Origin of the sequence: Neorhizobium tomejilense, assembly GCF_964254135.1 — a bacterium.
Taxonomy (GTDB): domain Bacteria; phylum Pseudomonadota; class Alphaproteobacteria; order Rhizobiales; family Rhizobiaceae; genus Neorhizobium; species Neorhizobium tomejilense.
On the sequence record NZ_CAXUSO020000001.1, the window covers coordinates 1981068 to 2000817 of the forward strand.

At 62.6% G+C, this 19750-nt stretch carries 19 protein-coding genes and 1 other RNA gene; 13 read left to right on the plus strand and 7 right to left on the minus strand.

What is annotated here, in order from left to right:
* Positions 1 to 19: 19 nt before the first annotated feature.
* Positions 20 to 697, minus strand: coding sequence for a winged helix-turn-helix domain-containing protein (locus ACSQ3G_RS10245; protein WP_046633601.1), 678 nt, complete (start codon positions 695 to 697; stop codon positions 20 to 22).
* Positions 698 to 922: 225 nt separating this feature from the next.
* On the opposite strand from ACSQ3G_RS10245, the gene ACSQ3G_RS10250 reads away from it, so the two are divergent.
* The 8 genes from ACSQ3G_RS10250 to ACSQ3G_RS10285 all read left to right on the plus strand — a co-directional run bounded on the left by ACSQ3G_RS10250 (position 923) and on the right by ACSQ3G_RS10285 (position 6046).
* Positions 923 to 1195, plus strand: coding sequence for a hypothetical protein (locus ACSQ3G_RS10250; protein WP_436109949.1), 273 nt, complete (start codon positions 923 to 925; stop codon positions 1193 to 1195).
* 109 nt (positions 1196 to 1304) lie between these two features.
* The gene (locus ACSQ3G_RS10255; protein WP_436109950.1) at positions 1305 to 1553 is read left to right on the plus strand and encodes a hypothetical protein; all 249 of its coding nucleotides are present in this window, start codon (positions 1305 to 1307) and stop codon (positions 1551 to 1553) included.
* 108 nt (positions 1554 to 1661) lie between these two features.
* The gene (locus tag ACSQ3G_RS10260; protein ID WP_342588832.1) at positions 1662 to 2090 is read left to right on the plus strand and encodes a hypothetical protein; all 429 of its coding nucleotides are present in this window, start codon (positions 1662 to 1664) and stop codon (positions 2088 to 2090) included.
* 88 nt (positions 2091 to 2178) lie between these two features.
* On the plus strand, positions 2179 to 2397 hold the full coding sequence (locus ACSQ3G_RS10265) for a hypothetical protein (protein WP_436109951.1): 219 nt from the start codon (positions 2179 to 2181) through the stop codon (positions 2395 to 2397).
* Positions 2398 to 2402: 5 nt separating this feature from the next.
* Entirely contained in the window at positions 2403 to 3854 is a 1452-nt protein-coding gene (locus ACSQ3G_RS10270; protein WP_436109952.1) for a TolC family protein, read from the plus strand.
* Between the two features lie 14 nt (positions 3855 to 3868).
* Positions 3869 to 5227 carry a multicopper oxidase family protein gene (locus ACSQ3G_RS10275; protein WP_105424375.1) on the plus strand — a complete coding sequence of 453 codons (1359 nt, stop codon included), beginning with the start codon at positions 3869 to 3871 and terminating at the stop codon, positions 5225 to 5227.
* Positions 5228 to 5259: 32 nt separating this feature from the next.
* Positions 5260 to 5739 (plus strand): cupredoxin domain-containing protein, encoded by a 480-nt coding sequence (locus ACSQ3G_RS10280; protein WP_105400977.1) that lies wholly within the window; start codon positions 5260 to 5262, stop codon positions 5737 to 5739.
* A 22-nt stretch (positions 5740 to 5761) separates the two neighbouring features.
* The gene (locus tag ACSQ3G_RS10285) at positions 5762 to 6046 is read left to right on the plus strand and encodes a copper-binding protein (protein WP_105424374.1); all 285 of its coding nucleotides are present in this window, start codon (positions 5762 to 5764) and stop codon (positions 6044 to 6046) included.
* A gap of 46 nt (positions 6047 to 6092) precedes the next feature.
* On the opposite strand, the gene ACSQ3G_RS10290 is transcribed toward ACSQ3G_RS10285, so the two are convergent.
* The gene (locus ACSQ3G_RS10290) at positions 6093 to 6458 is read right to left on the minus strand and encodes a hypothetical protein (RefSeq protein ID WP_105424373.1); all 366 of its coding nucleotides are present in this window, start codon (positions 6456 to 6458) and stop codon (positions 6093 to 6095) included.
* Between the two features lie 238 nt (positions 6459 to 6696).
* On the opposite strand from ACSQ3G_RS10290, the gene ssrA reads away from it, so the two are divergent.
* The 4 genes from ssrA to ACSQ3G_RS10310 all read left to right on the plus strand — a co-directional run bounded on the left by ssrA (position 6697) and on the right by ACSQ3G_RS10310 (position 8243).
* Positions 6697 to 7076: a transfer-messenger RNA gene (ssrA, locus tag ACSQ3G_RS10295) on the plus strand.
* A gap of 120 nt (positions 7077 to 7196) precedes the next feature.
* Positions 7197 to 7703, plus strand: coding sequence for an SspB family protein (locus tag ACSQ3G_RS10300; RefSeq protein WP_046667613.1), 507 nt, complete (start codon positions 7197 to 7199; stop codon positions 7701 to 7703).
* 21 nt (positions 7704 to 7724) lie between these two features.
* Positions 7725 to 7919 (plus strand): DUF4169 family protein, encoded by a 195-nt coding sequence (locus tag ACSQ3G_RS10305; RefSeq protein ID WP_046667612.1) that lies wholly within the window; start codon positions 7725 to 7727, stop codon positions 7917 to 7919.
* Between the two features lie 114 nt (positions 7920 to 8033).
* The gene (locus ACSQ3G_RS10310) at positions 8034 to 8243 is read left to right on the plus strand and encodes a ribbon-helix-helix domain-containing protein (protein ID WP_046626051.1); all 210 of its coding nucleotides are present in this window, start codon (positions 8034 to 8036) and stop codon (positions 8241 to 8243) included.
* 28 nt (positions 8244 to 8271) lie between these two features.
* On the opposite strand, the gene ACSQ3G_RS10315 is transcribed toward ACSQ3G_RS10310, so the two are convergent.
* The 3 genes from ACSQ3G_RS10315 to ACSQ3G_RS10325 form a co-directional block, all read right to left on the minus strand.
* On the minus strand, positions 8272 to 11973 hold the full coding sequence (locus tag ACSQ3G_RS10315) for an AsmA family protein (protein WP_436109953.1): 3702 nt from the start codon (positions 11971 to 11973) through the stop codon (positions 8272 to 8274).
* A 76-nt stretch (positions 11974 to 12049) separates the two neighbouring features.
* Positions 12050 to 13465 carry an FAD-binding oxidoreductase gene (locus ACSQ3G_RS10320; RefSeq protein WP_436109954.1) on the minus strand — a complete coding sequence of 472 codons (1416 nt, stop codon included), beginning with the start codon at positions 13463 to 13465 and terminating at the stop codon, positions 12050 to 12052.
* Between the two features lie 180 nt (positions 13466 to 13645).
* Entirely contained in the window at positions 13646 to 13849 is a 204-nt protein-coding gene (locus tag ACSQ3G_RS10325) for a hypothetical protein (RefSeq protein WP_436109955.1), read from the minus strand.
* 355 nt (positions 13850 to 14204) lie between these two features.
* On the opposite strand from ACSQ3G_RS10325, the gene ACSQ3G_RS10330 reads away from it, so the two are divergent.
* The gene (locus ACSQ3G_RS10330; protein WP_436109956.1) at positions 14205 to 15041 is read left to right on the plus strand and encodes an NAD(P)-dependent oxidoreductase; all 837 of its coding nucleotides are present in this window, start codon (positions 14205 to 14207) and stop codon (positions 15039 to 15041) included.
* 89 nt (positions 15042 to 15130) lie between these two features.
* Here the strand turns inward: ACSQ3G_RS10330 and ACSQ3G_RS10335 are convergent, their stop codons facing one another.
* Positions 15131 to 18334: an efflux RND transporter permease subunit gene (locus ACSQ3G_RS10335; protein ID WP_436109957.1), complete on the minus strand. Its 3204-nt coding sequence runs from the start codon at positions 18332 to 18334 to the stop codon at positions 15131 to 15133.
* Positions 18331 to 19587: an efflux RND transporter periplasmic adaptor subunit gene (locus ACSQ3G_RS10340; protein WP_436109958.1), complete on the minus strand. Its 1257-nt coding sequence runs from the start codon at positions 19585 to 19587 to the stop codon at positions 18331 to 18333. The genes ACSQ3G_RS10335 and ACSQ3G_RS10340 overlap by 4 nt, the downstream gene beginning before the upstream one ends.
* Positions 19588 to 19750 lie beyond the last annotated feature (163 nt).

A 19750-nucleotide genomic window follows, 5' to 3' on the forward strand; every position in this document is an offset into this window, starting at 1 on the left:
AGCCGTGCTCTTGAAGAAGCTACCGCCGCGCATGCAGGCTATAACCGGTGTTGCGGACGGTGTGCAGGAGCGGGAAGTCGAACGGTTTATCGATCTTCGACCGCAATCGGCTGATATGGGTTTCGACCACGGAGCTCTGCGGATCGAAATTGAAGTTCCAGATCCTCTCCAGAAGCATCGTTTTGGTGAGCACCCTTCCCTCGTTTCGCATCAGAAGCTCCAGCAGCGTGAATTCTCTCGGCAGCAATTCAAGAGGCATTCCAGCTCGTTCGGCGGTTCGTTTGACCAGATCGAGTTCAAGATCCCCGACGCGCAACTTCGTTTTCTCGGCAGTCATTGGCGGACGCCTGAGCAACGCGTTGATCCTCGCTGTCAACTCCGAGAAGGCGAAAGGTTTGACGAGATAGTCATCGCCCCCGGCTTCGAGACCCTCGACGCGGTCATCGACACCGCTCATGGCCGTGAGGAAAAGAACCGGGGTTCGGACGGAGGCTGCGCGAAGGCTCTTTACGAGCGTGAGGCCGTCCAGAGCTGGAACCATCCGGTCTACGACCATCACGTCATAGGACGCATCGAGTCCGGCCGCCAACCCATCTCTGCCATCGAGAACCCAATCCACGACATGTCCAGCCGACGTAAAACCTTTGACGATATAGGTGGCCGTCTTCTTGTCATCTTCTATGAGGAGGATTTTCATAAGGCTTCCGGTCTGTAGAGCAGTATTTTGATCGCGCGCTCGCCGATGCTCCAAGCGGCACGATCCAGGCTTTGTTGCGGCAGGATATCAGCCCTGCCTGACCCGTGATAGCCGCGGCGGTGAGCCGTTCCACCTTACAATTTTGTAAACTTGGCGAAAGGCGGCCGACAAAACCGCGATGTAACTTCCTCACGCTGCACCACGCAGTCGAACGAGGAAAAGATCATGAATTCCAAGCTCCTAATCCTATCGGTTGGTTTCGCGGCCGTTGCAGTCCCCGCTCTGGCTAACGGTCCCTTGGCTCCCGAAGCGTCTCATGTGGATGCGATTGTCCAAGGGCACGGCAAACCCGGAGAAACCGCCGTCGCCAAGTCAAATAGCAACGTGACATTCCGGGTCCTCGACAATGGCATCGTCGAGCGCACCAACAAGCGGTTCGGGACCGTTTCCGTAACCGATCCGCGTGCTGAACTCCATAAATCCCGCGACAACCGCTGAACTTCAACTGCCGTCGATCAGCGATCCCTGCTCGACATTCAAGACATCGGCAACGCATCGACCATGGTCGCTAACTCCAATGGTCGGCAATTCTGAAGGAATATCTACAATGATGAAAGCAGCTTCCGCTATCGCGCTTCTGGCCGCAATTTTTCTGAGCACATCCGCACTGGCCCAGGAAGGCAACTACTACGGAGGGGCTGACCGCAACCCTTCGGTAGAAGCATCTGCAGCCCGGGACGCCCGCTACGGATATACCGGATCGATCAACAATCCGGCGCTTCGCAACGGGTGGGACACGACCCCGAAGACGACCAACAGCGGCGACTACTATGGTGGTTCGGACCGCCCCAACTAAAGCCAATGCAACCGGTGCCCGCTGGCCTCAGATACGGCGGGGCACCCTTCGTGGCGTTGTTGCGGTGCCACACAAACGACGTGAAGTGGTGGTTTGAGAAGGCGTCGATTGACAAGCTCGAAGGCTCTGGCAATCCTGATAGGCATGAGCGGGATGTATCGAATCACATCTAAAGCGATGGCACTGATGTTCAGACTGGTGATGATCTTGTCACTGGCGGGCTACAGCTTTTCTGCCGTCAGCGCCGCGATGCATCCCGAAAGCGCCGCCCAGGTCTCGCAGGTCGAAGATGGCCACGCCGCTCACCATGGCGACGGCGTTGCGATGGCCGATGCCGATCATCACGGCAACCAGCACGACCACGGCAGCCCGGAAAAATCCAAAAGCTCCTGCTGCACGGATTATTGCGGTGTTGCCGCCATCGCCTGCTCCGGCTCCTCGTTGAACCATCCGCGCGTGGTCTCCATTCGCGAGTTCATCGACGACACGGATACTGCCGGTCAGAAGCCGAGCCTGCATCGTCCACCTAATATCTGAGAACTAGCACCCGCAGGGCGGGTCTTGCTGTGCCTGTGCGCGAGTGAGCGCCATGGCGCAATTGCGATCATATTCTCGGATTTTTACCATGAAACATTTGTTCCTGGTGGTTGCTCTTCCGCTTTTTGCCAGCGGGTGTGCATCCACATTGCCTGAAGTCGTTGCTTCGACCGACCACCCCGACACCGGGGCCGACGTCATGCCCCTCCGATATCGGAGCCCCATTGACGGCTACACCCATCGCATGCCCGTCGATCCGAAGCCCTGGCGCGGTCTCAACGATGCCCAGGCTCCGAAAAAAGGATGAGCGCGATGATAACACATCACATCAGGCTCGTGTCCGCCGTCGTGCTCCCCCTTGTCGCCACCGGCTGCGTAACGACGGACTATTCGGCCAAAGACGCCGGCTTCATGAATGCCTCGGCGAAAGGCAGCGAGGCAACCGGCAAACAAACCGTGTGGGTCCAGAACCGACAGCAGGCTCAGGCAGTCCAGGGCCGCGTGAAGGCGCTGTTGGCCAAAAAGACCATCGACGTCGAGACCGCTGTCCAGGTCGCTCTCCTGAACAACAAGGGCCTCCAGGCCTCCTATGCCGATCTCGGAGATAGTGCGGCGGACGCATGGCAGACGCAGCTTTCGGTCTTGCCGACCTTCTCCGTCGGCCTGACCGGGATAGCCACTCCCGGACTTGAGGCCTATCGCGTTCTCGAGGGCGCCGTCGCGGCCAATATTCTGGCTCTGGCGACATACGACAAGAACATCAAGCTGGCCGACACGCGGTTCCGTCAGGCCCAGCTCAACGCGGCGATCGCCACGATCTCTCTCGCCGCCGAAACGCGGCGAGCCTGGATCAACGCCGTGGCGGCATGGGAAAACGTCGCCTACCTCAACCAGGCCAAGGTCGCCGCCGACGCTGCCTCCGAACTCGCCAAGAAGATCGGCGAAGCCGGATCAATGCCGAAGGCCGACCAGGCTCGTGAACACGTCTTTTACGCGGAGCTGACCGGCGAGACTGCCAAGGCAAGGCTCGAAGCAAAGCTTGCCAAGGAGGAGCTGGTCAGGCTGATGGGCCTCACCGGTTCCGACATCGACTTCCAGATTCCGAACCGCCTCCCCTCACTGCCGAAAGCATTGATCAAGCGCAACGACATCGAGGCCGAGTCGATCCACAAGCGCATGGATCTGCAGGTCGCCCGCCTGGAGCTTCAGGCGACCGCCCAGTCCTACAAGCTCGAGGATGTCACCCGCATCGTCACCGACATCGAACTGGTCGGCACTTACGAAAAGGAACGCGAGCGCGAGGACGGCAAGATCCTCTCGGACGTGTCGAAGACGGCAGGACTGGAATTCAGGATCCCGATCTTCGATTCCGGCCAGGCGCGTCTGCGAAAGGGCGAGCTCGCCTATATGCGGGCTGCCAACCAGCTGGCGGAACTTGCGGTCAACACCCGTTCACAAGCCCGCTCTGCCTATCTGGCCTACAAGTCGAACTACGATATCGCGCGCCACTACCGAAACAACGTCCTGCCGTTGCGCAATGCGATCGAGGAACAGTCCCTCCTCACCTACAACGGAATGATCACCAGCACCTTCGAACTGATCGCCGACACCCGCGAGAAGATCGATTCCACCATCCTTGCCGTCAACGCCAAACGCGACTTCTGGCTTGCCGAAGCGAACCTTGCCCCCGTCATCTATGGCGGCAGCACCGGTTCGGCCTCGGCAGAAACCGAGGTCGCTTCGGCTGAAGAAGCCGAAGACTGAGAAAGGAAACGAGAATGTTCAATAGAAGACAATTGCTCGGAGCAGGTGCCGCCGGTGCCGCACTCGTCTCCTCCCAGGCCTGGGGCCAGACATCGAACATGGGTCTGCCGGAAGCAGCCGCCATGGATTCCGCCGCAACCCAGACGCCGGTTCGGCCGTCAGTCGGTCCCGACTACAATCCGGTGGTGACCCTGAACGGCTGGACCCTGCCCTTCCGCATGAACAACGGCGTCAAGGAGTTCCACCTCGTCGCCGAGCCTGTCGAACGCGAGATGGCGGAAGGCATGACCGCATACCTCTGGGGCTATAACGGCCAGTCGCCAGGTCCGACCATCGAGGCGGTCGAGGGCGACCGGGTCCGCATCTTCGTGACCAACAAGCTGCCGGAGCACACCACGGTCCACTGGCATGGCATGCTCGTGCCATCGGGGATGGACGGTGTGGGCGGCCTTTCCCAACCACATATTCCCGTCGGCAAGACCTTCGTCTACGAGTTCGACCTCGTGAAGTCCGGCACCTTCATGTACCACCCGCATTCGGACGAGATGGTCCAGATGGCGATGGGCATGATGGGTTTCTTCGTGGTCCATCCCAAGGACCCGAAGTTCATGCCGGTCGACCGCGACTTCGTTTTCCTGCTCAGCGCCTATGACATCGATCCCGGCACCTATGTGCCGCGCGTCATGGAGATGACCGACTTCAATCTCTGGACCTGGAACAGCCGCATCTTCCCGGGCATCGATCCGCTGGTGGTCTCGAAGAACGACAAGGTCCGCGTCCGCGTCGGTAACCTCACGATGACCAACCACCCGATCCACATGCACGGCTACGATTTCGAAGTGACCTGCACCGACGGCGGCTGGGTTCGGCCTGAAGCCCGCTGGCCGGAGGTCAGCATCGACATTCCCGTCGGCGCGATGCGGGCCTACGAGTTCGACGCAAAGCATGTCGGCGACTGGGCGATCCATTGCCACAAGTCGCATCACACGATGAACGCGATGGGCCACGACATCCCGACGTTCATCGGCGTTGACAAGAAGGAAGTCACCAAAAAGATCAGGCAGATCCGTCCCGAATATATGCCGATGGGTACGGCCGGCATGGCGGATATGGGCGAGATGTCCATGGAAATACCGGAAAACACTGTTCCCATGATGACTGGATGGGGACCACACGGCCCCATCGAGATGGGCGGCATGTTTTCCGTGGTGAAGGTCCGCGAGGGTATCTCGGCGGGCGACTACGCCGATCCGGGTTGGTACGAAAACCCGCCCGGCACCCAGGCCTGGGAGTGGACGGGAAGCCTCCCCGACGCGCCCAAGGCCAAAGACGCAAAGACACAGCCGCCGTCGAAACATTCGAACCACGGCTGATCGAACACTTCCAACAATCAAAGGACATGATCATGAAAACTGCAATTCTTGGCCTCATCCTCGCTACCCTCGCAACGCCGGTTCTGGCATCGGGCAGCCACGCGGGCGGCCACGGCGAAGCCATGGCCGTTGGCGAACCCGGCGACAAGTCGAAGGTCAGCCAGACCATCCGCGTCAGCATGAAGGAGACGCCCGACGGCAAGATGATCTTCACCCCGAACGACTTCAAGGTTCGCAAGGGTCAGACCATCCGCTTCACCATCAAGAACGAAGGCGAGCTCGACCACGAATTCGTCCTCGACCAGGAGGCGAAGGTGATGGAGCACAAGGCGGTCATGGAGAAATTTCCGGACATGGAACATGACGATCCGAACGCGATCCGCCTGAAGCCGGGCAAGTCCGGTGATATCGTCTGGAAATTCACCAACGATGGCGTCTTCAAGATCGCCTGCCTCGTTCCCGGCCACTACGACGCCGGAATGCACGGCGACGTCACTGTCGCCAACAAGTAGGTAAGAAGGAAGGAGTAAGAGCATGAAAACGGTTCTCAAACTTGCTGTCGTCGCAGCGCTCGGCCTGGCATCCGCCAGCGGTGCGTTCGCTCAGGAATTCACCAAGGGCACGGTCAAGAAGGTCGATGCCAAGGCCAAGAAGGTCACGCTCATCCACGAGGAGCTGAAGGGTCTAGAAATGCCCGCGATGACCATGGTCTTCAGCGTGGCCGACGAGGGGATGCTCGGGAAGATGAAGGAAGGCGCGAACATCCAGTTCGTGGCGGAACGTGTCAACGGCAAGCTGACCGTCACCCAGGTGAAGTGACAACAACGGCCCCCGCTTCCCCGGAAGCGGGGGCCTACTCACCTACTCAAGAGACGGGTTGAAGGCACAAGGCCTTCCACAGGTCCTCTTTCCAGTCGCCCATCACTGGCGGGTCATGCAGCCTGTAAACTGTAGCGCCGACCAATACCGTTCGTGGCGCCTGACACCGGATACGCATGACATGGGTGCCGTTGTCCACGAAGATGGGTTCGCCGCCGGTCTTGTGCTCGGTCAGTCCAATTGCGACGTCGTAATCATACTCGATGTCTTCCGACGTCGCCGCCGACATGATCGTAAGGCTCACTGTCCGGCTGTCGGGGAATTGCGCAATGTGAAACGGCTGACGTTCCTGAGCTTCTAGGCCCGACGCCACAATGACGAATGCTGCCACAGCTAAGCAGAGACGGCCCATCGGCCCCTCCCAAGGCACGACACTTCAGTAGTTTAGCATCGATTGGACCGCTGGGACAGCGATTGTCAGGTGCTGCCACAACGGCTCATATCAAAAAAGGGAAGCGCAACGATCGCGGATCGTTATCTGCGCGAAGGAACCGGTCGATTGCGCTGATCCTCGGTTCCTGCCCGTTTCCCTGTTGGCCAGCGGCAAAAGTGATCGATGCGACGATTTATGGGAGCCTTCACGCTTCTCACCCCTTTTCACCGGGGGTGGAAACGCCTATATGACGGTTGCCGGACTTCGGTCCGGCTATGGCAATAAACGGCCGGTGTAATAAACCTATTGGACCCGGGGGCGGTACCCGGCGCCTCCACCAAAAACCGGTCGGTCGCATGGAAACCTTGCGGACCGGCTTTTGATGGGGGCGAAATAGGATCGACAAGGGCTTAAAGATCGAACTTTTGCTCGGCATGATACCACCGTTATCGGGTCAAAAAGTGTAGTTGCAAACGACAACAACGCTAAGGGTTATGCTCTCGCTGCCTAATGGCGGTGCGGGAAATCCGAACTAAGTCCTTGGAGGTAGCACTTTAAGGCGGGGTCCGAAGGCACCTGGCAACAGAAGCCTTCACCTTCGCTCCCCAGTCGAATACTATGGAACTGACTCGGATGCTCGTCGGGGCTTCCCCGCGCCGGGCCGGCATGGCATAACGCGTCTGACTAAAAGACGAGAGAATGGAAAGACAGGACCGTATGGGGCAGGACCACATCCGTTACGATATTCTGGCGCAGGACGCGTTGCGCGGCGTCATCCGTAAGGTTTTGACCGAGGTTGCGGCCACGGGCCGTCTGCCGGGCGACCATCATTTCTTCATCACCTTCCTGACCGGCGCCCCGGGCGTGCGCATCTCGCAGCACCTCAAGGCGAAATATGCCGAACAGATGACCATCGTCGTCCAGCACCAGTTCTGGGACCTCAAGGTCTCCGATACCCAGTTCGAGATCGGCCTTTCCTTCTCCGATACCCCGGAACGCCTGGTCGTTCCCTTCAACGCCATTCGCGGTTTCTACGACCCTTCTGTGAATTTCGAGCTTGAATTCGAAGTGCCGCTCGCCGACGAGGACGAGAACACCACCGCCGAAATCACCGCCATCCCCGTAGATGCCATTTCCAAGTCTGCCGACACCGAAGCCAAGCCCGGCGAAGAGAAGAAGCCCGGCTCGGTCATCTCGCTCGATTCCTTCCGCAAGAAGCAGTAAGCGCCGGGAGGCGCGTCAGCCATGAGCGCCGAAATCGTCAACCTTCGCCAGTTCCGCAAAGCCAAGGAACGGCTCGAAAAGGAAAAGGAGGCGGAGCAGAACCGCCTCACCTTCGGCCGTACCAAGGCCGACAAGTCCCTGACCAAGGCACGCAACGACAAGGCGGAGAAGGGGCTCGACCAGGGCCGCCTGGAAAAGCCCGGCAAGGACGACTGACTTTCCGTCCGGTGTATATTAAGTATCCGCTAACCAAGCTTCAGCCGATCGGCTTGACGCCGGAAGTACCACAGTCTGAATAAGCGAGCTTGTTCCGAAGGTCCGGAGAGTTTCGTGATCCGCAAACATTCCGCGACCCTTCACGGTCATCGCACCAGTTTTTCCCTCGAGGACGAGTTCTGGCTCGAGTTGAAGGCAATCGCAGCAAAACGCGATATCAGCCTGGCGACCCTGATCGCCGAGATCGACGATCAAAGGGATGCTGCCAGCAATCTCTCGTCGGCGCTGCGCGTCCATGTCCTGACGTGGCTCAAGTCTTCGTAGAATGAAATTGGCACCGCCGTTGGGGCAGCTACTGCTGCACCCCTGGCAGACTTGGCATATTGGAAATGCCGGGGGACGGAAAGTTCTGGCGGATCGCGCCGTCGGTCGGCGGTACGATCAGCTGCGGCGGCTGGCTGATCTGGCGCTGACGCACCTCTTCCGCCGCTCGCGCCGCCGCCTCCACTCCCTGACGCTGGCGTTCCGCCTCGGCCGCCTGCTGCTGGCGGGCCCGCTCTTCGGCCGCCGCCTTGTCGCGGGCCGCCTGCCGCTCGATCGCCTGGAAATTATAGAGCGCCACCTCACGGCGAAGACGCTGCTTTTCGAGCACGCTCGCCTGCAGCGTCTCGACACGCCGCCGCTGCTGCTCGAAAGCCCGCTGCGACAGGAAATTCGTCATCGCCGCGATATCGACCCGTTTGGCGGGTGCGGCAAGGTCCCCCGAATATTCGAGCCGGATGGTCGGATCGCCGCCGGCCAGCGCTTCCTCGCCGGCATCGTAGGTGACCGCCAGATTTGCGCTCAGACTGTCATCCAGCAGATCGAAGCGCCCCTCGCCCGCGAGCTTCGTCGCGCCGACGCCGGCTGCGACATTCTGCGCCCGCGCTTCGCCGGCCGTGATCGTCACGGGGATGGTCACGTTGCCGACCGCCGCACTTCCCTGATGCAGCAGGCCGGTTGCGATCGGCCGGACCCTCGACTCCGTCACCTCGCCGCCAAGCTTGTCGACCCCGGCCATCAAGGGCTTCATCGCATCGGGATTGATGCCGGCGACGGTCAGGCCCTTCAGCCGCAACTCGGCCGAACCGCTCGTTGCACCGAGGAGTTCGGCCAAGGTCCTGCCGGTCGATTCGGCGGACATGTTGAAATCGAGCTTGCCGCTGGCGACCGGCTTGCCGCCAGCCTTCCAGACGAGCGGCGCGAGATCGGCGTTCTCCGCCGAAATCCGGGCCTGCAGAAGTCCTGTTCCGTCACCGTTCGACATCAGCAGCCGGCCGGCAAGCCGGCCGCCCTGCCAGTTGCCCGCACCGTTCTCGATGGTGATGCCGCCGCTGCGATGGGTGACCCTGGCTGCAAAATCACCGATATTGCCGAAAACGCCGGCATCGAACCTTCGCGCCTTGACGTCGAGAGCGACGTCCGCGCCGGAAAAGATCGGCCGGGCAAAGGGTTTGGAGGAAAATGCCCCGCTCTGCGGATCGCTGACCGGCCCGTAGATCGCCTCCCCGAGCCAGGCAAGATCGAGGCTGTCGACGCTGAGCGAGCCGGTTGCCGGCATGCCCGGCGCCTTGCGGTCGACGGCGATGTCGCCGCTGATCGCATTGCCGTCCGCCGCACCCTTGAGGGCAGCGATCTTCACCGCTTCCGGCGTCATGCTGAAATCCGCGTCGAGTGTCACCGGCATGCCGGTGCCGAACTGCGGCAGGCCGATGCCGTTCATCAGCAGATAGGGTTCCAGATCCGCGCTTCTGAGCGTGACGTGACCGCTGCCCTCGCCAAAACCCTCGCTGCCGATCCGGATATCGCCGTTGATGTCCAGCGAGGTCTTTTCGGTCGTGAATGTCAGCGCAGCCTTTGCGGCGGCATCCGGGCCCTGGTGGACGTTGAGCAACAGTTCGCCCGCGCCATCCCCCTTGAAAGGCAGGGGATCGAGACCCGCCTGCCCCAGGAGAACCATCGGATCGGGATTGTCGAGCGACGCGACGAGCGTCATGTCGGTGCCGCCCGTCAGGTCGAAGAGGCCTGGAAGCTTCAGGTTGGCATTGACCGCGCTGCCGTTGGTCTTGCCCTTGAGGACGACCTCCACGCCGTTGAGGTCGCCGCCGACGGTCAGGCTGGCACCGAGATCCGTATTGGCGAACCAGGCGCCGTTTTCCGCAAGCCGGGCGAGAGCCGGATGCGCGGGCAGCCGATCGCGCAGCATGGTCAGGAAAGCCGTCGGATCGGCGGAACGGAAAGTGAGGCTGCCATTGCCCGAATAGGCAAGCAGCGAGCCTTCTACGCGACCTCGTGCCGAAACCGTGGCGCCTTCGACATTGCCGATCGTCAGGCGCTCCAGCGACAGCGCGCCGCCGGCCAGGGTGAAGGCGGTGTCGACATTGTTGGCGGCGACCCCGAGGGCGGTGAACCGGTCGGCCTTCAGCGTCGCGGCAACCCGATGGTCGAGCACGTCCTGGCCCGCATCGTCGCCGGTCATCAGCGAGGCGAGCGCCCGCATCGCATCAATATCGATCTCGTTGCCGGCAAGGCTCATCGAAAGATTGGGCGTCTGCCCCTGGGCGGACTGGCGTTCCACACGGCCCTTGAGCGTTGCCGGGCCGACGGCCAGTTCGAGGTTGTCGAACCGCTGCAGGTCCGGCGTCAGGTTGACCTTTGCCGAAAAGCCGGCGGAGCGGAGCTGGCGCAGCTCGGGCGCCACCCGGCCCGAAAGCCAGTCGGAAAGCCCGGACGGCTGGCTGGAGGCGACCAGCATGTCGCCGACGAAGGACGTCCGGTCGCGAAGCACGAGGCTGCCCTTGGCCTCCAACTGCGTGCGGCCCGGCAGGGTGGCGACCACGTTGTCCACCGTCCAGCCGCGCCCGGCGGGCCGGATGTCGAGCCTGATATCGCGTATGGTCGTGTCGTTGGCGACGATCGCCGGTAGCCTGAGGCTGGCGCGGCCGGGCACCTGCGGAATGGGGATCGAGGCCGCCAGCCGGATGAAATTGTTGATACGGCGCTGCGCCGAAGCGGCGGCATCGCGGCCGGTCTTGGCCCGCGCGCCCTCGCCCAGCCGATTGACGTCGATCTGCTGGCCGTCTGCTGTCAGCAGGAATTCAGGCTTCTCGCCGGTATCGAGCGTCGCTTCGCCGGTTACGACGTAAGGGTTGTCGGTCGCCCCGACTTCCAGCCGGTATTGCGGAACGCGGATGCGTTCGTTGGTGACCTCGAACCCGCCCTTGAGGCGTGGCCCGGGCGGCGGCGGCGTCACCGGCTCGGTCTCGTCTTCCTCCTGCAGGAAGTCGAGGGTGAAGTTGCCGTTATAGGCAGGCTTGTTGTCGGCGACGGTCAGCTCGCCGTCGAGATTGACCTCGACGGGCTGCGCATCCGGCCAGAGCCTGAGGCGCATCGGCATACGCTTGCCCTCGGCATCCGCCGTGCCGCTCGCCAGGTTGAACCGCGTCTCATGACCGTCGAGCGCCGCATTGCCTTCGCCGCGCCAGGGGCCGCGCAGCGAGCCGGCGGAAAAATCGCCCGCGAGGCCGGTGATCTGCCGCGACTGCCCGGACTGTTCGTCGATCAGGTTGATCTCGCCGCCGGTGATATGCACGTCCTCGATGACCACCGTGCGGGCCGGGATCGCGGCACGGCTGCCGCGCATCCAGTCGAGCGAGCCGTCCTTCAACAGCCGGATCCGCGCCTTCGGCTCCTCGATGCGCATATCGAAGATACGCGCCTCGCCCGAGAGGAACGGCGCCAGCTCCATATCCATCGAAAACCGTGCCACCTGCACCAGCGGCTGACCATCCGTATCGGGCCCCACCCGCACGTCATGCAGGGTGACTGAGGGAAACGGCAGTATACGTGCATCGACGTCGCCGTGGACGGTCACCTTCTTGCCGAGGATGCGGCTTGCCTGCTCCTCGAAGCCGACGCGCAGGCTCGACCAGTCGACGAAGAACGGCGCGAGCAGCGCTGTGAACAGCGCCACCACCACCAATCCGCCGAATGCCAACAGGATGCGTCCGAGCACGGTATCCGTCTCCCTGATCTTGCTTAAGAGACTAGTTCCATTGGGTTCACAGGCAAGTCAAGCTTGCGGGAGCATCTCATTCGGCAATCCTGAAGATCTTGCCCGGATTGAAGATATTATCCGGATCAAGGCCCCGCTTGATCGTCCGCATCAGCTCGACGGCACCGCCCAGTTCCTCCTCGAGGAACGACATCTTGCCCTGGCCGACGCCATGCTCGCCGGTGCAGGTTCCGTCCATCGAAAGTGCCCGGTGGTTGAGGCGGGCGATGAACGCTTCGACCTTGTCGACCGAGGCTGGGTCCTTGCCGTCGAAAAGCACCAGGACGTGGAAATTGCCGTCGCCCGCATGGCCGACGATCGGTGCAAGCAATCCCTGTTCCGCAATATCGGCCTGGGTTTCGGCGACGCATTCGGCAAGCCGCGAGATCGGCACGCAGACGTCGGTCGAAAGGCCGTCGAGTTCCGGCGCCAGCGCCCGGCTTGCCCAATAGGCATTGTGCCGCGCGTTCCAGAGCTTTGCCCGCTCCTCGGCATTGGCGGTCCAGAGAAATTCGTCGCCGCCGCATTCCGTGGCGATCTCGGCAAACTGCGCCGATTGCAGCGCCACCGTTTCCTCGGTGCCGTGGAATTCCAGGAAGAGTGTCGGCTTTTCCGGATAGGAGAGTTTTGAATAGGCATTGCAGGCGCGCATCTGCACGTCGTCCAGCAGTTCGATGCGGGCGACCGGGATGCCCATCTGGATGGTCATGATCACGGCGTCGCAGGCGGCCTTGACGCTCAGGAAGGCGCAGACGCCGCCGCCGATCTTTTCCGGAATGCCCTGCAGCCTCAACGTCACAGAGGTGATGACGCCGAGCGTGCCTTCCGAACCGACGAAGAGGCGGGTCAGATCGTAGCCGGCCGAGGATTTCCGGGCCCGCTGCGCGGTGCGGATTTCCTCGCCGTCGGCGGTGACGACGGTCAGCGACAGGACATTGTCCTTCATCGTCCCGTAGCGCACGGCATTGGTGCCGGACGCGCGGGTGGCGGTCATGCCGCCGACCGAGGCGTTGGCGCCGGGATCGATCGGGAAGAACAGGCCGGTGTCGCGAAGCTCGCGGTTCAGCTCCTCGCGGGTGATGCCGGGCTCCACGGTTACGTCGAGATCGGCCGGGCTGACCCGAAGCACCTTGTTCATGCGGCTGAAATCGATCGAGATGCCGCCGGAGGGCGCATTCACCTGACCTTCGAGCGAGGAGCCGATGCCGAAAGGCACCACCGGCACGCGATGTTCGGCGCAGGCCTTGACCACGGCTTTGACGTCACCCGCGTTCTCGACGAAGACGACGCCATCCGGCAATTGCGCCGGCAGATAGGTCGTCGTGTGGGCATGCTGCTCGCGAAACGACTGGCCGGTCTGAAACCGCTCCCCGAAGGATTGCTTGAGGATGCCGAGGACCGTCGAGATGCCCTCTTCGTTGCGAAGGCCTGCCTTCACATCCTTGATCGCCATGATCACTCTCCTCTTGTCTTTTCAAGGGATTGGTTAGGCGACGGGTCGGGTTTTGTCCAGCCGGAACAGCGGCGGACCGATCGCGCGGAGTCGGGCCTTGGCGATTTCGGATTTTTGTGTTGGACGGGGCGCTGAAAGCTGCCCCCGACGAACTCGACATGAGGATGACGGACGCGGAACCTAGCCTGCTACGGCGACGCTCAGCCTCTGCTGTACCTGATCGACATTGCCGCGGACGTATACGGCCGTCGGCTTGCCGCCGGCGCTGGCAAGCGCGAGAGCGACGATGGTGACTTCCTCTTCGAAGGTCGTGACGTAAAGCACCTGGGCGGGATTGATGTATACGGACTGGTTATGGGTATTCTTGAAGCCGATCAACGCCATACGTCTCTCCTTCTGCTGCGTGGCAACATTGCCATGCCATGCACAAGGTTGCCGCAAGTTTAACAGGCGCCGGTCATGGACGTCATGGGCACAAGAACCCTCGAAAGCGACCACCGCAGCGAGATGTCCATCATGAGCCTCCCGCGTCGGTAAGTCCTTCAGCTCCATCCCGGCAGGGGTTACAGGAGCCGCACGCGAATCGCCGAAGTCGTCGTTGACCGAGGTGGAGGCAGGAGTTCCCTGATTCCGGCACACGGGCAGATCTTTTTTCCTCGGCGCCAAATAGTTCACCTGCAAGTCACCGATCGATGCGCTAGATCAGGTCCTGCCCTTTTCAAGTTTCAGGAGATCAGCGATGGCGACAATTGCAATCATCGGCGCGGGTGCGATGGGGAGCGGGATCGGCCGGCAGTTGGCGGACGGCGGCGCCAAGGTCTTGACCTATCTGGATGGCCGCTCGCCCGAGAGCCACGACCGGGCCAGAGCCGCCGGAATGGAGCCCGCCCCGCTCGAAGACATCATCGGGGCGGAGATCGTTCTATCGATCGTCCCGCCCGGCGAGGCGATCGGCGTCGCGGAACGTCTGTCGGCGGCGATCGGAGAGCGCCCTGCCCCGGTGACATTCATCGATTGCAACGCGATCTCGCCCGACACGATGCGCCAGGTTGCAGCCGTTTTCAGGCCCGGCCAGGCGAACGTGCTGGACGGCTCGATCATCGGCCTGCCGCCGCAGCCGGGAAAGGCCGGGCCAAAACTCTATGTCAGCGGTGACGGGGCGGACAGAAGCGCCGTTCTGGCCGGGCACGGGCTTCACGTCCGCCGGATCGAAGGGGCTGTCGGGGCAGCCTCGGCGCTGAAGATGTGTTATGCGGGCATCAACAAGGGCGTCACCGGCCTCGGCACCGCCATGCTTCTCGCCGCCATCGGATCGGGTGCCGACCAGAGCCTCAGGCGGGAGATGGCCGAAAGCAACCCCGACCTCGATCGGAAACTCTCGGGCGCCATTCCAGACATGTATGCGAAAGCCTATCGCTGGGTGGCGGAGATGGAGGAAATCGCCGCATTCCTCGGTGAAGACGATCCGGCCTCGCTGATCTTCAAGGGAATGGCGGGATTGTTTCAGAAGATGGCCGACGACCGGGCCGGCAGCGGCGCGCTTGCCGGCCAGCTCAACGACCTGCTCGGCCGGTAGGTCGTCGAAAATCTCGACGCTATCCTGTCTGTCCCCGGATCGGGTCCGAGGACAGCGATTATGGAAGGAACAGGTCTTCTCTCCGACCGTTACTCGGCGGCGAGCAGCTGCTCCTCTTTTTCCTTCTCGTTGTCCTGCTTCTCCTGCCCGCCGCGCGAGGCATGCGCCAGCTCCTCATGGAACCGCGCTTCCTCGTGCATATGCGGCTTGGCGAAGCCGGCGATCAGAAGATAGGCGACCGGGGTGATGAACAGCGTCACGATGACCGCAAAGCCGAGGCCGCCGACGATGACCCAGCCGAGCGCGATACGGGCTTCCGCACCGGCGCCCTGGGCCAGCAGCAGCGGCACGCCGCCGATGACAGTGGCGATCATCGTCATCATCACCGGGCGCAGACGCATGGCGCAGGCCTTCTCGATCGCCTCGCGCACGCTGGTGCCGCGGTCCCGCAGCTGATTGGCGAATTCGACGATCAGGATGCCGTTCTTCGCCATGACGCCGACCAGCAGCACGAGACCGATCTGGCTGTAGACGTTGAGGCTCGATCCGGTCAGCACCAGCGCGATGGCGGCGCAGGCAAGACCGAGCGGCACGGTCGACATGATGATGATCGACGACAGCACGCTTTCGAACTGCGCCGCCAGCACCAGGAAGATGATCGCGATCGCAAAACCGAAGGTCATCAGCATGGCGTTGGAGTTTTCGCCGAGCGTCTTCGCCTCCGCCATTGGGACCAGGCGGACGCCCGCCGGCAGGAACGGCTGGGCGATCGCGGAGACTTCCCTGACCGCATCGCCGAGCGCCACGCCGTCGCGCAGGTTGGACGAGATCGACACCGAGGCGAGCTGTTCCTCGCGGTTGAGCTGCGGCGCCACCGCGCCTTCCTTCAAGGTCGCGATCGTCGACATCGGCACGATCTTGCCGTCGCCGGTCTTGAGGAAGATGTTCTCGAGATCGGTGGGGTCGTCGATCGGCCTTGTGGTCGAGGTGAGCTTGACCGGCAGCGCATCGCCGTTGACGAAGACGTCGACGACCGAGCGGCCCTCGAGCAGCGACTGCATGGCGGTCGACAGGCCGGTGATGTCGATGCCGAGGTCGGAGGCCCGCTCGCGGTCGATCGCGACCGAAAGCTGCGCCTGGGTCGGCTCGTTGGTAAGACGCGGCGTATCGAAGAACCGGGCGCCTTCGCTTTCCATATGCGACACGAGCTTCAGTGCCGTCGAGGTCAGGACGTCGTAGTCGTTGCCGACCAAGGCCATCTGCAGGCCGTTGCCGGCGCCGCGGATCTTCAGGCTGTTCGCCTGCATGGTGAAGCCGCGCAGGGCCGGAACCCTCAGCGCCGCCGCGTTGACGTCGGCGGCGATCTGGTCCTGCGTGCGGCTGCGCTCGCCCCAGGGCGCCAGCGTCAGAACCATGAAGCCGCTATTGGTGTTGCTGCCGAAACCCGAGATCGAGAAGACATTGGTGATCTCGCCGGAATCGCGCAGCGACTTCAGGTTCTCTTCGACGCGCTGCATCTGGTCGCGGGTATAATCGAGGCTGACGCCCTGCGGCGTCGTCAGGCGCAGCATGATCGTGGCGCGGTCTTCGCGCGGCGTCAGCTCGCTCTTGACCAGGCCGAAGACATTGTAGGCGGCAATCGAGAAGACCACCGACACGACGATGACGACCAGCGGCGCATTGAGGCAGAACCGCAGCGACGACGCATAGACCCTTGCGAACCCGTTGCCGAAGGCGCCGAGGAGACCGTGGTCCTCCTTCATCGGCTTGGTTAGCATGCGCGACGCGAGCATCGGGCAGAGCGTCAAGGCGGTAACCGAGGACAGGGCCACCGAGAAGGCGAGCACGAAGCCGAATTCCTTGAACAGGCCGCCGATCTGGCCGGGCAGGAAGGACAGCGGAATGAAGACGGCGGCAAGCGTCGCCGTGGTCGCGATGACGGCGAAGAACACTTCCTGGGTGCCGAGCACGGCGGCGGCGCGCGGACCCATGCCTTCCGCTCGGCGCCGGACGATGTTTTCGAGCACGACGATCGCGTCGTCGACCACGAGACCGGTCGCGAGCACGATCGCCAGCAGGGTCAGGATGTTGATCGAGAAACCGACGAGGTAGATCGCCACCAGCGTGCCGATCAGCGCCACCGGCATGGTGATCGCTGGGATCAGCGTGGCGCGCCAGTCGCGCAGGAAGAGGTAGATGACCACGACGACGACCGCGGCCGAGAGCATCAACGCGATCTCGACCTCGTGCAGCGCCCCCTGAATGAAGATCGCGTCGTCGCCGGTGATGGCGATGCGGGTGCCTTCCGGCAGCGCCTTCTGCATCTCAGCGACGGCGGCCTTGACACCTTCGGAAATGTTGAGCGTGTTCGATTGCGCCTGGCGGATGATGCCGAGGCCGACGCCCTGCACGCCGTTGGCGCGCAGCACCGTCGTGCCGTCATCCGGGCCGAGTGCCACGGTCGCCACGTCGCGGACGCGGACATTCGGGCCGATCAGGACGTTTTCGAAATCCTGGGGCGTGGTAAGGTTGGCGGTGGCACGAACGACGATATCCTGGGTCGTGCTCTTCAGCGAGCCGGCCGGAACGTCGAGCGCCGCACTCGACAGCGCATTGGAGACGTCGGCAACAGTCAGGCCGCGGCCGGCCAGGGCGGACTGGTTGACATCGACGCGAAACACCTTGTCCTGATCGCCGTAGAGTTCGACGTCCGCGACACCTTCGACGGCGGCAAGCCGATCGACCACCTCGTTGTTGACGAGCTGGGTGAGGTCTTCCATCGACATGTTCGACGATGTGACCGCAAGGCGCATGATGGCGTCGGAATCGGCGTCCGCCTTGACGATGCGCGGTTCGTCGGCATCGTCCGGCAGCTGGTTGACGACACGGCCGACCGCATCGCGCACGTCGTTTGCGGCTTCCGACAGATCGACGCTGTCGGAAAACTCCATCGTCACGCGGCTGGAGCCGAACTGCGACTGCGAGGACAGAGCCTTAAGGCCGGAGACGCGCGCGACGGCGCCCTCGATGACCTGGGTGACTTCCTGGTCCATCGTCTGCGGCGAAGCGCCGTCGTAATTGGTGCGCACCGTGATGACCGGCTGGTCGACGTCGGGAAGTTCGCGCACCTCGACACCGGCGAGAGCCGCAAGACCAGCAACGACCAGCAGCGTGTTCAGAACCGCGGCAAGGATCGGCCGGCGGACGAAGAGGGCGGTAAAGCTCTGGGCGGATTTCTCCGCCTCGGCCTTCCCCTCGTCGTCATGGCCAGCGCCTGGGAGTTCGATCTTCATTGGCGCGCCACCTCAGCCGTTTCCGGCGCGCCCAAGATCCGGACCGGAGCCCCTTCCCTCACACGCTGCAGACCTTCGGTCACGATCCTGTCGCCCTCTTTGAGCTCGCCGCCCACGAGGACCGCATCGGGGTTGCGCTGGACGACGCGCACCCGGGTCTTGACGGACTTGTTGTCCCTGACCTGCCAGACATACGAACCTTCGCCGTCCCACTGGATGGCCAGCGGATCGACCGCCGGATATCGTTCGCCGGCAAAGCGCATGCCGACGTTGAAGGCCATGCCGGCGCGCAGTACGTCGCCTGGATTTTCGACCCGGGCGCGGATGCGCATCGTACGGCTTGCCGGATCGATGCGATTGTCGATCGCCTCGACCTTGCCGGAAAAGACCTGGCCCGGACGGGCGATCGAGCTCGCCTCGACCGGCTGGCCCGGCTCGATCGCAACCGCGAAACGCTCCGGCGCCCAGAAATCGACCAGAATGGCCGTACGGTCGTCGATCGTCACGATATTGGTCTGGGTGGTGACGTTGTCGCCGATATTGACCGCGACGATGCCGGCAATGCCGTCGATCGGGGCGGCGATATCGCGGCGCCTGAGATTGAGTTCGGCGGTGGAGAGTGCGAGTTTTGCGGCCTGTTCGGCGATCTGCGCATCGAAAACGTCGAGGCGCGAGAACGACTGCAGGTTCTTGTAGGAAGCGGATTTTTCCTGGGCGCTGGCCAGCGCCACCCGCGCCTTGTCGCGCTCGATCGTCTGCTCTTCGTCATCGAGGCGGGCCAGAACCTGGCCCTTGGTGACCTTCTGGCCCGACGTCACCATGATCTCGTTGATGGTACCGGAAGCCTGCGGCATGACGACGACCGACTGGATGGCCTGACCGCTGCCGATCGCCGAGAGGCGGTCGTTGACGGTGCCGATCGCCACCGGCTGGGCGACGACGAGGGTCGCCCGGTTGCCGCCCTGGCCCCCGCCTTGGGCACCACCCTGGCCGCCTGCCCCGCGCTGCCCATTCTGCGCAGCGCCTTGTGCTCCGCCCTCGCCTTGCGGACGCGCCGCAGCATTGCCGTTTGCACCACCCGCTGGAGCGGGTGCGGGCTGGGCTGCGGTTCTCGGAATGACGGCGGCAATCACTTCACCGGGAATGCCCATCTTTGTCAGGGTTCCGCCGGCGCTCGGCACCAGGTAGACCCACAGGCCGAGCGCTCCGGCCAGGACTACGATACAGAGCAGAAGCTGTTTCCAAATCCGCATTCAATTCTCCGATGGCGGCACCAGGAGGCCATATTGCCCGGGAGTATCCTTTTTTGCGGGTGCTCACGCAATGGGTGTTCGGCAACCTTACAAAAATGTAACCTCACGGAATTTCACGCATATGTTAGATCGGAGGCATACATATACTCCTAAAATCGCCGCT

Coding starts and splice junctions, on each gene's coding strand:
- ACSQ3G_RS10245 (WP_046633601.1), bottom strand. CDS start 697: ATGAAAATCCTCCTCATAGAAGATGACAAGAAGACGGCCACCTATATC.
- ACSQ3G_RS10250 (WP_436109949.1), top strand. CDS start 923: ATGAATTCCAAGCTCCTAATCCTATCGGTTGGTTTCGCGGCCGTTGCA.
- ACSQ3G_RS10255 (WP_436109950.1), top strand. CDS start 1,305: ATGATGAAAGCAGCTTCCGCTATCGCGCTTCTGGCCGCAATTTTTCTG.
- ACSQ3G_RS10265 (WP_436109951.1), top strand. CDS start 2,179: ATGAAACATTTGTTCCTGGTGGTTGCTCTTCCGCTTTTTGCCAGCGGG.
- ACSQ3G_RS10270 (WP_436109952.1), top strand. CDS start 2,403: ATGATAACACATCACATCAGGCTCGTGTCCGCCGTCGTGCTCCCCCTT.
- ACSQ3G_RS10275 (WP_105424375.1), top strand. CDS start 3,869: ATGTTCAATAGAAGACAATTGCTCGGAGCAGGTGCCGCCGGTGCCGCA.
- ACSQ3G_RS10280 (WP_105400977.1), top strand. CDS start 5,260: ATGAAAACTGCAATTCTTGGCCTCATCCTCGCTACCCTCGCAACGCCG.
- ACSQ3G_RS10285 (WP_105424374.1), top strand. CDS start 5,762: ATGAAAACGGTTCTCAAACTTGCTGTCGTCGCAGCGCTCGGCCTGGCA.
- ACSQ3G_RS10290 (WP_105424373.1), bottom strand. CDS start 6,458: ATGGGCCGTCTCTGCTTAGCTGTGGCAGCATTCGTCATTGTGGCGTCG.
- ACSQ3G_RS10300 (WP_046667613.1), top strand. CDS start 7,197: ATGGGGCAGGACCACATCCGTTACGATATTCTGGCGCAGGACGCGTTG.
- ACSQ3G_RS10305 (WP_046667612.1), top strand. CDS start 7,725: ATGAGCGCCGAAATCGTCAACCTTCGCCAGTTCCGCAAAGCCAAGGAA.
- ACSQ3G_RS10320 (WP_436109954.1), bottom strand. CDS start 13,465: ATGGCGATCAAGGATGTGAAGGCAGGCCTTCGCAACGAAGAGGGCATC.
- ACSQ3G_RS10325 (WP_436109955.1), bottom strand. CDS start 13,849: ATGGCGTTGATCGGCTTCAAGAATACCCATAACCAGTCCGTATACATC.
- ACSQ3G_RS10330 (WP_436109956.1), top strand. CDS start 14,205: ATGGCGACAATTGCAATCATCGGCGCGGGTGCGATGGGGAGCGGGATC.
- ACSQ3G_RS10335 (WP_436109957.1), bottom strand. CDS start 18,334: ATGAAGATCGAACTCCCAGGCGCTGGCCATGACGACGAGGGGAAGGCC.
- ACSQ3G_RS10340 (WP_436109958.1), bottom strand. CDS start 19,587: ATGCGGATTTGGAAACAGCTTCTGCTCTGTATCGTAGTCCTGGCCGGA.